Genomic DNA, 13,260 nt, shown 5'->3' on the forward strand with positions numbered 1-13,260 from the left:
CCCCGCGGCGCCGGTTCCCCGTGCGGCCGCCCGGGCCCGAACGACCGAAGGACAGCGATGTGAGCCTCCTCGACCGACCGCCCCGGCCGGACGGGGCCCTGACGCGCCTGCGCCGTCCGGGGCGGCGGGGTGCGCCCGGCACCGCGCGGCCGGACGCGGGGCAGCCCGGCGGGCGGCCCCGGCCCGTCCGCGAGCTGCTGCTGGTCATCGTGCTGTTCGTGCTCTACAAGCTCGGCCGGCTGGTGGCGGACGGCCGGGTCGCGGAGGCGTTCGACAACGCCCGGCGCGTGTGGCATCTGGAACGCCTCCTCGACCTGCCGAGCGAGACCGGCGTCCAGCAGGGCCTGCTGCAGAGCCAGGTCCTCGTGCACGCCGCCAACGGCTACTACGCGTACGTGCACTTCCCGGCGACGGTGGCGTTCCTGCTCTGGATCTACCTGCGGCGACCCGTCCACTACCGGTGGGTCCGCCGGGTCATGGTGGCGCTGACCGCCGTCGCGTTCGTCCTGCACCTGCTCGTCCCGCTGGCCCCGCCGCGGATGATGCCCGCGACCGGGCTCGTCGACACCGCCGCGCGGTTCGGCCCGGCCGTGTACGGGCCGCCCCAGGCCGACGTGGTCGCCAACCAGTACGCGGCCATGCCGTCCCTGCACATCGGGTGGGCGGCCGTCATCGCGCTCGGCCTGATCGTCACGTCCCGGACGCGGCTGCGCTGGCTGTGGCTCCTGCACCCGGTCACGACGATCGCGGTCGTGGTGGGCACCGCCAACCACTACTGGCTGGACGGCATCGTGGTCCTCGGCCTGCTGTCGATCAGCGTCCTGCTCCTGCGTCCGCCCGCGGACCTGCCGGCCGAAACCCCCGGCTAGCCGGCCGGCCGTGCGCCCAGCGTCTCCAGCAGTTCGGTGACCGGCTGCAGCTTCTCGTACAGCAGCAGGACGGGCTCGTCCGGGCCGGCGATGTCCAGCGCCGACGTCAGCGCCCCCTTCAGGTCGCCCGCCGGGTGCGGGCGCACGTCCGGGCGGCCCTCCCGCAGCCCGTGGACGATCAGCCGGGTCATCTCGCCGGAGCGGCGGCCGCGCAGGTCCTCGTCCTCGTAGACGACGACGCGGTCGAACGTCGCGGCGAGGGCCCGTGCCGTCTCGCCGACCAGTTCGTCGGACCGGTCGCCCGGCAGCGTCACCGCGGCGACGCCCCCGCGGCCCCAGCGCCGCTCCATGAACGCGCCCATCGCCGCGACCGCCGCCGGGTTGTGCGCGTAGTCGACCAGCACCGGGTTGGACCCCACCCGGTACACGCAGCCCCGGCCCGGGTTGCGGGTGTGCGGGTCGAACGTGCGCAGCGCCCGCGCCAGGACGGCGACCGGGACGTCGAGCGCGCGGGCGGCGGCGGACGCGGCCAGCGCGTTCGCGATGACGTGGACGGCGTGCCCGCCGAACGCGCCCGCCACCTCCCCGGCCGGCAGGATGCGGGTCCTGCGGTCGCCGCGCGCCTCGGTCAGCCAGCCGTCCGCCAGGCAGTAGCCCACGCCGCCGCTGCGCAGGTGATCCACGAGGACGGGGGCATCCGGGGAGAGCGAGAAGAACCGGAGCACGGGTTCACGCCGCCGCACCGCCCGCCGTCCGGCCAGGCTCGCCGATGCCCCGTCCTCGGCGTTGAGGACGACGTGCCCGCCCCGCCGGATCTCCTCGGCGACCAGCGCCTTGATGTCGAGCAGGTCGTCCAGGGACTCGGCGCCGTCCGTGCCGAGGTGATCGCGGGTGACGTTGGTGACGACCGCGACGTCGGCCCGGTCGTAGCCGAGGCCGCGCCGGACGATCCCGCCCCGCGCGGTCTCCAGCACGGCCGCCTCCACCGACCGGTCGCCGAGCACCATCTCCGCCGAGCGGGGCCCGGACGCGTCCGATTTGTGCACGAGCCGCCCGCCGGCGTACACGCCCTCGGTGCCGGTCACGCCGGTCCGGCGGCCGTCCAGCTCCAGCATGTGCGCGATCATCCGGACGGTCGTGGTCTTGCCGTTGGTGCCCGTCACCGACACGACCGGCACCCGGGACGGCGTCCCCGCCGGGTACATCAGGTCGATGATGCCGCCGGCGACGTCGCGTCCCGTGCCCTCGTGCGGCGCCAGGTGCATGCGCAGGCCGGGCGCGGCGTTGACCTCCAGGACGCCGGCGGCGCCGCGCTCGGCGGGCGGCGGTGCGGCGATGTCGGGCAGCCGCAGGTCGATGCCGCAGACGTCCATGCCGACGGCCGCGGCGGCCCGCACGCACATCGCGGCGACCTCGGCGTGGACGTCGTCCGTCACGTCCCGGCTGGTGCCGCCGGTGGACAGGTTCGCGTTGCGGCGCAGCCACACCCGCTCCCCGCCGCCGGGCACCGATGCCGGGCCGTGCCCCTGCCGCGCCAGCAGCGCCAGTTCCGGGGGCCCCAGCGCCAGCCGGGTCAGCGGCCGGTCGTGTCCCTCGCCGCGCGCCGGGTCGGCGTTGACCCGCTCCACCAGCTCCGCGACCGTGGACGTCCCGTCGCCGGTCACGCATGCGGCGGTCAGCTCGGCCGCCGCCGCGACCCGCCCGCCGACGACCAGGACCCGGTAGTCCGTGCCCGGGATGTAGGGCTCGACGAGGACCTCGCCCGCGTCCCCGGCCGCTGCCGCGAACGCCGCCACCACCTCCGGCGGCGCGGTCAGCTCGATGTGGACGTTCTCGCCCTGGTGACCGGCGAGCGGCTTGACGACCACCGGGCCGCCGATGTCGCGCAGCGCCTCCAGCGCCTGCGCCGGCGACGCCGCCACCCGCCCCTCGGGCACGGGGACGCCCGCGTCCGCCAGCACCCGGTGCGTGAGCCGCTTGTCGCCCGCGACCTCCATCCCGACCGCCGACGTCGCGTCCGTCATCGCCGCCCACACCGTCCGCCGGTACCGCCCGTACCCGAGCCGCAGCAGGTTGAGGTCGTCCACCCGGCGGACCGGGATGCCGCGTTCGCGCGCCGCCCGCGCCAGCGCCGCCGTGCTCACCCCGAGCCGCTCCGCCTCGTGCGCGGCGGCGACCCCGGCCAGGTCCTCCGACAGGTCGGGCACCGCCCCGGCCAGCGCGCCGCCGACCATCCGCACGGCGAGCGAGATCAGCCGCTCCACCACCGTGCTGCCCGCCGGCTCGTGCCGCGGGCACTCCAGGATCACGTCGTACTCGCCGGGCCCGCCCGCCCGGACGGTGCGTCCGAAGAACACCTCACGGCCGATCGACCCGGACAGCTCCAGCGTGACGTGCTCGGTGACATGGCCGAAATAGGTGCCGCGCGCCATCGCCTCCAGCAGCCCGCCGGGACGGCCCGCCGAGCAGTGATGCCCGGCCAGTCCGGGCAGCGCCGCCGCCAGCCGCTCGGCGAAACCGGGATGGTCGGTCGTCTCGTGACCGGTCAGGCCCTGCAGGTCGAGCCGCGCGATCGCGACGGGACGGGACAGATAGATGTTCGGGCCGCTCAGGCGGCGCACATGATCGAGCCGCACGGTCATTCCCCCTCCGGGCCGCGCATGGTGCCGATCGCGGGCAGCTTGTCGTTCATCTGGAACGTGCAGCCGGCGGGCAGCAGGTGCAGCGAAACGTCGAACATCGCCATCGGCTCGTCGTCCGACGCGGCGTAGGCGATGGTGGACTGCCCGGCGTCCACGACCGTGACCACCCCCGTGCCGACGACCTCGAAATGGCCGTCGCCCACCACGATCGCCGTGTCCTCGTCTATGCCGACCCCCAGCAGGCGCGTGTCCAGCGCTATGCCGCTCATCAGCCTCGGCAGCCGGCCGCGCTCGTTGAAATGCATGTCGATCAGCACGTTGCCGAGCAGCCCGAGCCCCGGACCGACCTTCACGCTGGACGCGGCGACCTCGTGGCCGTGCCCGCCCAGGATCATCCAGTGGCCCATCGCGGTCGCGCCGGCGCTCGTCCCGGCGATGACCAGGCCCTCCTGGTCCAGCCGCCGCTTCAGCAGCTCGTTGGTCCTGGACCCCACCAGCGTCCGGATCCGCGACTGGTCGCCGCCGCTGAACAGCACGCCGGTCGCCGACTCCAGCGCCCGCAGCGTCGCCGCGTCGTCGGCCGCGGCCCGGCCGAGCAGCCGCAGTTCCCGCACCGACGGCACGCCGAGCCGCCCGAACACGGCCGTGTACTCCTCGGCGACCTCCTCCGGCACCTCCGTCGCCGTCGTCACCACCACGATCCGCGCGTCCTCGGCGCCGGACAGCTCGACGAACGTCTCCAGCGGCCCCGACCCGCAGGTCCGGTTCTCCGCCCCACCGATGATCAGCAGCCGGCCCTTGCGTCCGGCACTCCCGCTCTTGTCCTTCACATCGGCTAGCTACCCTTTGATCACGCTATGTAGTCACAGGATCGCGAAGAGCCATGGCCGGGTCCGCCGCCGCGGCCGTGCGGGACCGGTGCCGGGAATCTTCCGGCTCGGCGGAACGCTGAATCCTGAACGGGGAATGACCTTTTCGTGGCATTCACCCGTCATGAGAGGCTGACTGCATTGGACGCATCGTCGAAAAAGGGACGGCCGGGCCGTGAGTGACATTCCCCGCCGCGCGGTGACGCGCACCGCCAAGCTGGCGACCCTTCCGCTGGGCTTCGCCGGGCGCACCGCCCTCGGGTTCGGCAAGCGGACGTTCGGCCGCCCCGCCGAGGCCGTCGCGCTGGAGGTCCAGCGCCGCACCGCCGAGCAGCTGTTCGCCGTGCTCGGCGAGCTGAAGGGCGGCGCGATGAAGGTCGGCCAGCTACTGTCGATCTTCGAGGCGGGGCTGCCCGAGGAGATCGCCGGGCCGTTCCGCGCCAGCCTGACCCGCCTGCAGGAGTCGGCGCCGCCCATGCCCGCCGCCACCACCCACAAGGTCCTCGCCGAGGGGCTGGGGGAGGACTGGCGCGAGCACTTCGCCGAGTTCGACGACCGCCCGGCCGCCGCCGCGTCCATCGGGCAGGTCCACAAGGCCGTCTGGCACGACGGCCGCACCGTCGCGGTCAAGGTCCAGTACCCCGGCGCCGCCCAGGCCCTGATGAGCGACTTCAACCAGATCTCCCGCCTCAGCAGGCTCTTCACCCCGCTGTTCCCGGGCGTCGAGGTCAAGCCGGTCATCGCCGACCTGAAGCGGCGCCTGGAGAAGGAACTCGACTACCTCGACGAGGCCCGCGCGCAGACCGCCTTCCACGACGCCTACGCCGGCGACCCCGACTTCGCCGTCCCCGCCGTCGTCGCCCAGTCCGGCAACGTGCTCGTCACCGAGTGGCTGGACGGCACCCCGCTCGCCAAGGTCATCGCCGAGGGCGACCAGGACCGGCGCGATCGGGCGGGACTGCTGCTGTTCCGCTTCCTGCTGTCCGGCCCGGCCCGCTGCGAGATGATCCACATCGATCCGCATCCGGGCAACTTCCGGCTGCTGGACGACGGCCGCCTCGGCGTCATGGACTTCGGCGGCGCCGCCCGCGTCCCGGCGGAGCTGCAGTGGTCGATCGGCCGCCTGACCCGCATCGGCACGCTCGGCGACCCCGACGCGATCGTCGACGCCCTCTGCGAGGAGGGCTTCCTCGCCCCGGAGGCCGAGGTGGACCCGGACGAGGTCGCCGATCTCGTCGCGCCGCACGCCGCGCCCTTCGCCGTGGAACGCTTCCGCTACTCCCGCGCATGGCTCCGCGAGCAGACCGCCCGCGGCCTCGGCCACGCCTCCGACATGCGTCCCGGCGCGCTCGCCCGCCAGTTCCGCATGCCGCCTCAGTACCTCGCCGTCAGCCGCGCCCTGTCCGGCTGCGGCGGCGTCCTCTGCCAGCTGGAGGCCGAGGGCCCCTTCCGTGCCGAAGCCGAACGCTGGCTTCCCGGCTTCTCCGCCGGCGACGGCCCGGACCTGGACGACCAGTCCCGGGCCACCGCCTGACCTTACATCTGCCACCCGGGCAGCTGATCGCCATGGGGGACGAGCACGAACATCACCAGCTCGCCCAGTCGCTGGCCGATCCGGCACGCACCACCGGGGTACTGGCGGTCGCGATGCACGCAGCCAAGATCCCCGACGTCGCCGAACTGGTCAGCGCCGCGTGGCCAGGGGTGTGCACCGTGACGCTGATCGGCAGCCGGGTGCGCAAACTCCTGGCCCGGCTGCTGCCCGAGCGTCCCATCCCAGTAGCAGGCGCCAGGCTCTTCGCCCCCGCCGCCGAACAGGACGTGGTCTTCGCCAGGCAGGCACTGCGACGCCCTTCCTGGTCGGCGCCATTGTTCACCGTCACCGCCGCGGCCTGCGCCCAACGCGCTCCAAGCGGGCAGGCCGCCCAGGCCGTCCGGCTTCTAGACGACCACCCTCGGCTCCGCTCGGTCCCCGGGACCAGACCCCAGACCGCCCCCGCGCCGGCCCACCAGCCAACCCGCTGGCCAACCCACGACGCAGCCCTTGCGCCGCTTGCCGCCCCGCGCGTCCCCGGTCGGTGCACAGCACCACCGCCTTCTCAGGCGGGTCGTGATAGAGCCCGATGATGTCGACGACCTTCTCCGCCAGCAGCGGGTCGGTGGACGGCTTGAAGGTGCCGGTGCGGTGCGGTTTGAGCCCGAAGTCCCGCCAGATCCGTCCGATCGTCGACTTCGACAGGCCGGTACGCTCGGCCATCGAGGCCCGCGACCAGTGCGTGGCGTTGCGAGGTGTCTCCTCCAAAGTCACCACCACCTGTTCCACCTGGTCAAGGGTGATCGACGGCGGCCGGCCCGGCCGGGCCTCGTCCATCAGTCCCTCCAGCCGCAGCGCGGCGAACCGGTTGCGCCACTTGGACACGGTGTCGCGGTGCACCCGCAGCTCGGCGGCGATGTCGATGTTGCTCTTGCCGTCCGCGCACGCCAGCATGATCCGCGACCGCATCACACGAGGCGAATACCTTCCGGACAACCGCCTTCCGTCCCAGCTCGAACTCGCCGCCGAGTTCCACGTCGCGAACCGCACGGTGGCCCTGGCCATGGCCGTACTCCGCGCGGAGGGCTATGTATGGACACAAGCCACAAGGGCACCTACGTCAGCGCCCCGGAACACTGGCGCTGTAGTTAGACGGGGAGTCGTCGGAGCCACCCGCATCCGATGACGGACGTTCGCGGATGCGCGCGCCGCTGCACCTCACGTGTGAGGATGGCCCGGACCGTCCCGTCGTCCGGGTCCCGCGTCCGAGTGGCCGTGCGCCGCTGTACCTCGCCTGTGGGCGTGGCCCCACCCGGCGATAGCACGGTGGGGCCACGCTGACAGGTAGGGTGCGGGGCGGCGCGGGCGGTCAGGTGTTCGACGGGGCCTTGGGTTCGTCGTCCAGCAGGCCCTCGGCGCGTTCGAAGCCCTCGCCGATGCGCCGGGTCAGCTCCGGGCGGAACACGATCATCGCGACCCCGGCGAGCAGCCACGCCGCGACGATGTAGGGGAACAGGTTGTACGGCGGGTCGGGGACCGGCCACACCTGCTTGTAGAACACGTAGGCCAGATAGGCGACCGCCACGACCGGGATCACCGCCTCCCAGCGCGGGGCCAGCCCGCGGGTGAACAGGTACCGCAGCGCGCCGAGGCTCGTCACCGCGTACACGACCAGCAGGCCGATCACGCCGAGCGTGGCCCAGTAGAAGTACATGTCGAACGGCGAGGTACCGGCGATCGCGTGGGCGAGCGTGGCCACCACGGACACGGCCGCGACCGTGAGCAGTGCCGGGATCGGTGTGCCGCCGCGCCGGGGTTCCCGGCCCCAGGCGGCGAACCCGAAGCCGTCGCGGCCGAGCGCGAACAGGATCCGGCTCGCCGCGGTCACGCACCCCAGCGCCGCCGCGAACGAACTCACGGTCGCGGCGCCGGAGAACGCGGTGGCGACGGTACTTCCGGCGTAGGACTTGGCGACGTCCGCGAGTGGCGCGCCGGATTCACCGAACGCCTTCACCCCGGCCGCGTCCGTGCCGAAGCCGAGCGTCTGGGCCAGCATCACCACGAAGTACAGCACGCCGGTCAACAGCACCGCGCCGATGATCGAGCGCGGGATGTTGCGCCGAGGGTCACGGGTCTCCTCGCCGAGAGCCGCCGCGCCCTCGATGCCGGCGAAGGACAGGAAGGCGTAGACCGTGGCCGCCATGATCGCGCCGAAGGAGACTCCGCTCGGCACGAGCACGTCGGAGCTGAAGGTCTGCCCGCGCGGCGCGTCTCCCCCCGCGAGCTTGGCGAACACCACCACCACGATCACCAGCATGAGCACGATGCCGATGGACTCGATGGTCAGCAGCACGCGGGTCGCGTTGCGGGTGTCCATGGTGGCCAGATAGGTCGCGAACGCGAGTGTCGCCAGCGCGATGACCGGCCAGGGGATGTCGAGATGGACCCCGGCGTCGGCGAGGAACACCTTCGTGAACTGGGCCGTCGACCCCAAGGTGCTGATCGCGAGGGCGGTGTAGACGCCGAGGAGCGCGAACCCGCCGAAGAAGCCGGCCCGCGGCCCCATCGTCACCCCGGCCAGCGCGTACACCGAGCCCGCGTGGTTGAAGTAGCGGGTGAGCCGGACGAACCCGTACATCACCGCCGCCACACCGACGAAGCCGATGAGGAACACCAAAGGTACTGCGGAGCCCGCGAGCTTCGCGGGCAACGCGCCGTTGAGACCCATGGCCAGGGTGGGGGCGGTGATGGCGAGGGATAGCCCGAGCGCCCCCCACAAGGTGAGATTCCGACGCACGACTTGCCTCCTCAGCGGCTTGTGAGCTTGTGGGCGTACATATTTGTTTCGTTACAGGTTGCCTGTCAATAGGAGTCGATGTAATGATCTGCACCATGACGGAGTCCACCGAGCCGAGCCGTATGCTGGCCGAGCGGCTGCGCGCCCTCCTCGGCACGCTGCCCCCCGCCGAGCAGAAGGTCGCCCGTACGCTGCTGGCGGGCTACCCGACCGTCGCGCTCGAACCCGTCGCGGCGCTCGCCCGGCGGGCCACGGTCAGCGCCCCGACCGTGCTGAGACTCGCGCAGCGGCTGGGCTTCGCCGGTTACGCCGACCTCCAGACCGCGCTCAAGATCGAGCTACAGGACCGGCTGACCTCGCCGCTCACCCAGTACGACACCAGCTTCGGCGAAGCCGCGGGCCCGCGCTCGCGCGACGTGTTCAGCCGGGGGATACGCGAGACGTTCGGCCAACTGCCCGACGGGGAGCTGGAACGGGCGGCGGCGCTGCTCGCCGACGGCCGCCGGCCCGCGTGGACCATCGGGGGATACTTCAGCACGCTTCTCGCGCGCTATCTGGTCATGCACCTGCGGCAGTTGCGCCCGCGCGCCACGTACGTCTCCGGCGGCGTCCACGAGCACGCCGAATATCTGATCGACATCCGCCGGTCCGACACGGTCGTCGTGTTCGACTACCGGCGCTATCAGTCCGACATCGTCCGCTTCGCCGAGCAGGCCGCGGCTCGCGGCGCCAAGGTCGTGCTCTTCACCGATCCCTGGCTGTCCCCGGCGGCGGCGGTGGCCGACGTCGTGCTGCCCGCGACCGTCACCACGCCGTCGCCGTTCGACGCCCTGACCCCGGCGATGGCCCTGGTGGAGGCGCTCGTGGCCGCGATCGTCGACGAGATGGGCGAGGTGCCGCGCGAGCGGGTTTCGGAGTTCGACCAGCTTCTTACGGCCGACCGGGAGGTACGAGAATATTGACCAAGGACCTTGTCTGCGTCGCGACGAGCGATCTGGTGGCGGTCTGCCGCGGACGCACGTTCCCCGTCGAGGATCTGTCCGACCGGCTCACCACCGGGGTCGGCTGGGTGCCCGCCAACCTGGCGCTCACCGCCTTCGGTGAGATCGCCGACCCCAACCCGTTCGGCTCGGCGGGCGACCTGCGGCTGCGCCCCGACCCCGCGACCCGGGCCGAGATCGAGCCCGTGCCCGGCGGCGGCGCCCTCGCCCTCTACCTGGCCGACTCCGTGACCTGCGACGGAGAGCCATGGGACTGCTGCGCCCGTACGACGCTCCGCGACACGGTACGCGACTTCGAGGCGGCCACCGGGTTGCGCCTGCTGGTGTCGTTCGAGCACGAGTTCACCCTGGACGGCCACGAGCCGTACCCGGCATTCTCGATCCGTGGCCTGCGCGCGGCCGAACCCTTCGGTTCGACGCTGGTCGCGACGCTGGAGGCGGCCGGGCTCGAACCCGAGAACTGGCTGCCCGAGTACGGCACCAACCAGTACGAGGTCACCCTCCGGCCCGCACCGCCGGTGGCAGCCGCCGACCAGGCGATCCTGCTGCGCGAACTCGTCCGCGACGTCGCGGCGCGACACGGGCGACGCGCGTCGTTCACGCCGATGCCCGTCTCCGGGGGCACGGGCAACGGCGTGCACGTGCACGTGAGCCTCCTCCAGCCGGACGGGACACCCGCGACCCACGACCCGACCGGGCCGGGCGGGTTGTCCGCGCCCGCCGGGGCGTTCGCCGCCGGGATCCTCGACCACGCGCAGGCGCTGGTCGCGCTGACCGCGTCGAGCGTGATCTCCTACGACCGGCTACGGCCGCACAAGTGGAGCTCCGGCGGCGCCTTCCTCGGGCTGCGTCACCGCGAGGCGATGGTGCGGATCTGCTCGCCGCTGAACGGCGCGGCCGGCACCGCCAACCTCGAATACCGTGCCGCCGACGCCACCGCCAACCCCTGGCTGCTGCTCGCCGCGCTGATCCGGGCCGGCGCCGCGGGCATCGCCGGCGGCCTCATCCCACCGGAGCCGGTCACCGGGGAGGTCGGCGAGCTCACCGAGCACGGCCGGGCCGCCGCCCGGTTCGCGCCACTTCCGGCGTCGCTGCCCGACGCGCTGCGCGCGCTCGCCGCGGACGAGACCGTACGCGGTTGGTTCCCACCGCGCCTGCTCGCCTGCTTCGAGGCCGTCAAGCACACCGAGCTGGCGCTGGCCGAGACCACCAAAGACGTCCACGAGGTGCTCGCGCATGTCTACTGACTCCCTGGCCATGGTCGACCACCACTGCCATGGACTCGTCCGCACCGACCTGGGTCGCGAGGAGTTCGAGCAGCTCGCGACCGAGGCGACGACACCGCCGGCCCCGGGCACGAGCCACTTCGACAGTCCGGTCGGGCTCGCGATTCGGGCGCACTGCGCGCCGGTCCTCGGCCTGCCTCCGCACGCCGCGCCCGGCGACTACCTCGCCCGCAGGAACGAACTCGGCTGCGCCGAGGTGGCCAGGCGGCTGCTCGCCGCGGCCGGGATCGACACGTTCCTCCTCGACTGCGGATTCCGGGCGGCCGACCTGCTCACCCCGGCGGAGATGGAGCGGATCGGCGACGTCGGCACCCGCGAGATCACCCGGCTGGAGGCCGTACTCGAGAGCACCGCCTGGGAGGGGGCCGAGCACCTGGCGGACGGCTTCGGCGCGACGCTCGCCGCCAAGTGCGCCGAGAGCCGCAGCGTCGGGCTGAAGTCCATCATCGCCTACCGCCACGGGCTGGACTTCGACCCGGCGCGGCCCGGCCGCCGGGAGGTGCTCGCCGCCGCGGACGCCTGGCTGCGCGCCGGCGGGCGGGTCGAGGACCCGGTGCTGCTCCGGCACGCGCTGTGGTGCGGGGTCGACCTCGGGCTGCCGCTGCAGTTCCACGTGGGCTACGGCGACCCCGACATCGTGCTGCACCGCAACGACCCGACGCTGATGACGGAGTTCATCCGGGCCGTCTCCGTACCGATCATGCTGTTGCACTGTTACCCGTACCACCGTGAGGCGGGGTATCTCGCGGCCGTGTACCCGCACGTCCACCTCGACGTGGGGCTCGCCGTCAGTTTCACCGGCCCCTCGGCGGAACGGGTGATCGCCGAGTCGATGGAGCTGGCGCCCTACACCAAGGTGCTGTTCAGCTCCGACGCCTTCGGCCTGCCCGAGCTGTACCTGCTCGGCTCCCTGCTCTTCCGCCGGGGGCTGGCCGCGACACTCGCCCGATGGCAGGACGATGGGCACGTCGACGCCGCGGACGTCGCGCGGATCACATCCCTGGTCTGCGGGGGAAACGCGATTCGGGTCTACGGGCTGGATGTCCATGGGTGACCTGGCCGGGCGCCTGTTCGAGGCGCTCGGCGAGGAGATCCCCCAGGCAGTCGAGCTGCGGCGCCGCCTGCACGCCGACCCCGAGCCCGGCGGCGCGGAACGCGCGACGGCCGAACGGGTCGCCGCGTTCGTCCGCGAGCCCGGCGTCATGGTCGCCGAGACCGGCCGCCTGCTGCGGGTGGGGCCCGTCGGGCCCGCGATCGCGGTACGCGCCGAACTCGACGCGTTGCCGATCAACGAGCGCACCGGGGTGCCGTGGGCCGCACGCGACGGCTACATGCACGCCTGCGGCCACGACGTGCATCTCGCCGCGCTGGCCGCGCTGCTGCGGGCGGCCCGGCGTACCGGGCTGCCGGTGCTCGGCATCCTGCAGCCGCGCGAGGAGGTGTACCCCTCCGGCGCCCTCGACGTCGCCCGTGACGCGGCGCTCGCGGCACAGGCCGTACGCGCCTACATCGCGGTCCACGTGCACCCCGGCATCCCCGACGGCACCGTCGCCGTGGACGCGGGGCCGATCAACGCCGCCGCCGACGAGTTCACGATCACGATCGAGGGGCACGGCGGGCACGGCGCCTATCCGCACCTCGCCGCCGACCCGGTGCTCGTGCTCTGCCAGTGCGTGACCGCGATCCAGCAACTCGTCAGCAGGCACACCGATCCCACCCACGCCGCCGTGGTGACCGTGGGCGAGCTGTCCGCCGGGACCGCGCCCAACGTCATCCCGGAGGAGGCCCGGGCGCGCGGCACGATCCGGACCCTGCACCCGGACGACCGGGATCGGCTGCACAAGGACCTCGTCCGTACGGTCGAGCACACGGCGGCGGCGCACGGGTGCGCCGGTGTCGTCGAGGTGACGCCCGGCGAGCCGGTGCTGACCAACGACCCGGGTCTGAGCGCGGCCGTGCGGGAACGGCTGCACGCCCAGGCGATGCCGGTCAGCGCGCCACTGCGGTCCTGCGGCGCGGACGACTTCTCCTACTTCGGCGCACTGGCGCCCGCGGTGATGATGTTCGCGGGTGTGTCCTCGGCCGGCGCGGCGTTGCACCACGCGGAGTTCCTGCCCGCGGACGACGCGGTCGAGCTGACCGCCCGGGCCATGGCCGCCGGGGTGCTCGCCGCGCTGCCCCTCGTCGACGACGCCTGACAGTGATGATGTGAGTGGTGGTTCTGCTGATGCGTCTGCCCCTCCGCCTGACTGACGCCTTCGG

The 13,260-nt window shown here is 73.1% G+C and carries 10 protein-coding genes and 1 pseudogene; 7 read left to right on the plus strand and 4 right to left on the minus strand.

Annotation, left to right across the window (positions count from 1 at the left end; all coding sequences use genetic code 11):
- Positions 1 to 59 precede the first annotated feature (59 nt).
- Positions 60 to 869: a phosphatase PAP2 family protein gene (locus ACQP1N_RS16435; RefSeq protein WP_242609041.1), complete on the plus strand. Its 810-nt coding sequence runs from the start codon at positions 60 to 62 to the stop codon at positions 867 to 869.
- Here ACQP1N_RS16435 and cphA read toward each other — a convergent pair.
- A complete protein-coding gene (gene cphA / locus ACQP1N_RS16440; RefSeq protein WP_433232323.1) occupies positions 866 to 3,511 on the minus strand; it encodes a cyanophycin synthetase in 2,646 nt (881 codons plus the stop codon). The two genes, ACQP1N_RS16435 and cphA, sit on opposite strands and share 4 nt — an antisense overlap.
- A complete protein-coding gene (locus ACQP1N_RS16445; RefSeq protein WP_067805344.1) occupies positions 3,508 to 4,341 on the minus strand; it encodes a cyanophycinase in 834 nt (277 codons plus the stop codon). The genes cphA and ACQP1N_RS16445 overlap by 4 nt, the downstream gene beginning before the upstream one ends.
- Positions 4,342 to 4,555: 214 nt before the next feature.
- On the opposite strand from ACQP1N_RS16445, the gene ACQP1N_RS16450 reads away from it, so the two are divergent.
- Positions 4,556 to 5,914, plus strand: coding sequence for an ABC1 kinase family protein (locus tag ACQP1N_RS16450; protein ID WP_067805347.1), 1,359 nt, complete (start codon positions 4,556 to 4,558; stop codon positions 5,912 to 5,914).
- 540 nt (positions 5,915 to 6,454) lie between these two features.
- On the opposite strand, the pseudogene ACQP1N_RS16455 reads toward ACQP1N_RS16450, so the two are convergent.
- Positions 6,455 to 6,880 (minus strand): annotated as a pseudogene (locus tag ACQP1N_RS16455) (IS630 family transposase); the annotation flags it as partial.
- Between ACQP1N_RS16455 and ACQP1N_RS16460 the strand changes: the two are divergent.
- Positions 6,867 to 7,100 (plus strand): GntR family transcriptional regulator, encoded by a 234-nt coding sequence (locus ACQP1N_RS16460; protein ID WP_433232327.1) that lies wholly within the window; start codon positions 6,867 to 6,869, stop codon positions 7,098 to 7,100. The pseudogene ACQP1N_RS16455 and the gene ACQP1N_RS16460 sit on opposite strands and share 14 nt — an antisense overlap.
- Positions 7,101 to 7,283: 183 nt before the next feature.
- Here ACQP1N_RS16460 and ACQP1N_RS16465 read toward each other — a convergent pair whose 3' ends face one another.
- A complete protein-coding gene (locus ACQP1N_RS16465; RefSeq protein WP_433232330.1) occupies positions 7,284 to 8,711 on the minus strand; it encodes an APC family permease in 1,428 nt (475 codons plus the stop codon).
- Between the two features lie 95 nt (positions 8,712 to 8,806).
- Here ACQP1N_RS16465 and ACQP1N_RS16470 point away from each other — a divergent pair, with 95 nt between their 5' ends.
- Genes ACQP1N_RS16470 through ACQP1N_RS16485 form a run of 4 tightly spaced genes read left to right on the plus strand, consistent with a single transcriptional unit; the run spans position 8,807 to position 13,196 of the window.
- The gene (locus ACQP1N_RS16470; RefSeq protein ID WP_165488478.1) at positions 8,807 to 9,673 is read left to right on the plus strand and encodes a MurR/RpiR family transcriptional regulator; all 867 of its coding nucleotides are present in this window, start codon (positions 8,807 to 8,809) and stop codon (positions 9,671 to 9,673) included.
- The gene (locus ACQP1N_RS16475) at positions 9,670 to 10,959 is read left to right on the plus strand and encodes a glutamine synthetase family protein (RefSeq protein ID WP_433232334.1); all 1,290 of its coding nucleotides are present in this window, start codon (positions 9,670 to 9,672) and stop codon (positions 10,957 to 10,959) included. The genes ACQP1N_RS16470 and ACQP1N_RS16475 overlap by 4 nt, the downstream gene beginning before the upstream one ends.
- A complete protein-coding gene (locus ACQP1N_RS16480) occupies positions 10,949 to 12,052 on the plus strand; it encodes an amidohydrolase family protein (RefSeq protein ID WP_433232337.1) in 1,104 nt (367 codons plus the stop codon). The genes ACQP1N_RS16475 and ACQP1N_RS16480 overlap by 11 nt, the downstream gene beginning before the upstream one ends.
- Positions 12,039 to 13,196 (plus strand): M20 metallopeptidase family protein, encoded by a 1,158-nt coding sequence (locus tag ACQP1N_RS16485; RefSeq protein ID WP_067805364.1) that lies wholly within the window; start codon positions 12,039 to 12,041, stop codon positions 13,194 to 13,196. Before ACQP1N_RS16480 ends, ACQP1N_RS16485 begins: the two co-directional genes overlap by 14 nt.
- Positions 13,197 to 13,260 lie beyond the last annotated feature (64 nt).

This window comes from Actinomadura formosensis, assembly GCF_050948385.1.
In the GTDB taxonomy this organism is placed as follows: domain Bacteria; phylum Actinomycetota; class Actinomycetes; order Streptosporangiales; family Streptosporangiaceae; genus Spirillospora; species Spirillospora formosensis.

What these genes read in the sequence shown, in the direction of transcription:
- ACQP1N_RS16470 (WP_165488478.1), top strand. Translation starts at nt 8,807, where the DNA reads ATGACGGAGTCCACCGAGCCGAGCCGTATGCTGGCCGAGCGGCTGCGC.
- ACQP1N_RS16460 (WP_433232327.1), top strand. Translation starts at nt 6,867, where the DNA reads ATGATCCGCGACCGCATCACACGAGGCGAATACCTTCCGGACAACCGC.
- cphA (WP_433232323.1), bottom strand. Translation starts at nt 3,511, where the DNA reads ATGACCGTGCGGCTCGATCATGTGCGCCGCCTGAGCGGCCCGAACATC.
- ACQP1N_RS16485 (WP_067805364.1), top strand. Translation starts at nt 12,039, where the DNA reads ATGTCCATGGGTGACCTGGCCGGGCGCCTGTTCGAGGCGCTCGGCGAG.
- ACQP1N_RS16480 (WP_433232337.1), top strand. Translation starts at nt 10,949, where the DNA reads ATGTCTACTGACTCCCTGGCCATGGTCGACCACCACTGCCATGGACTC.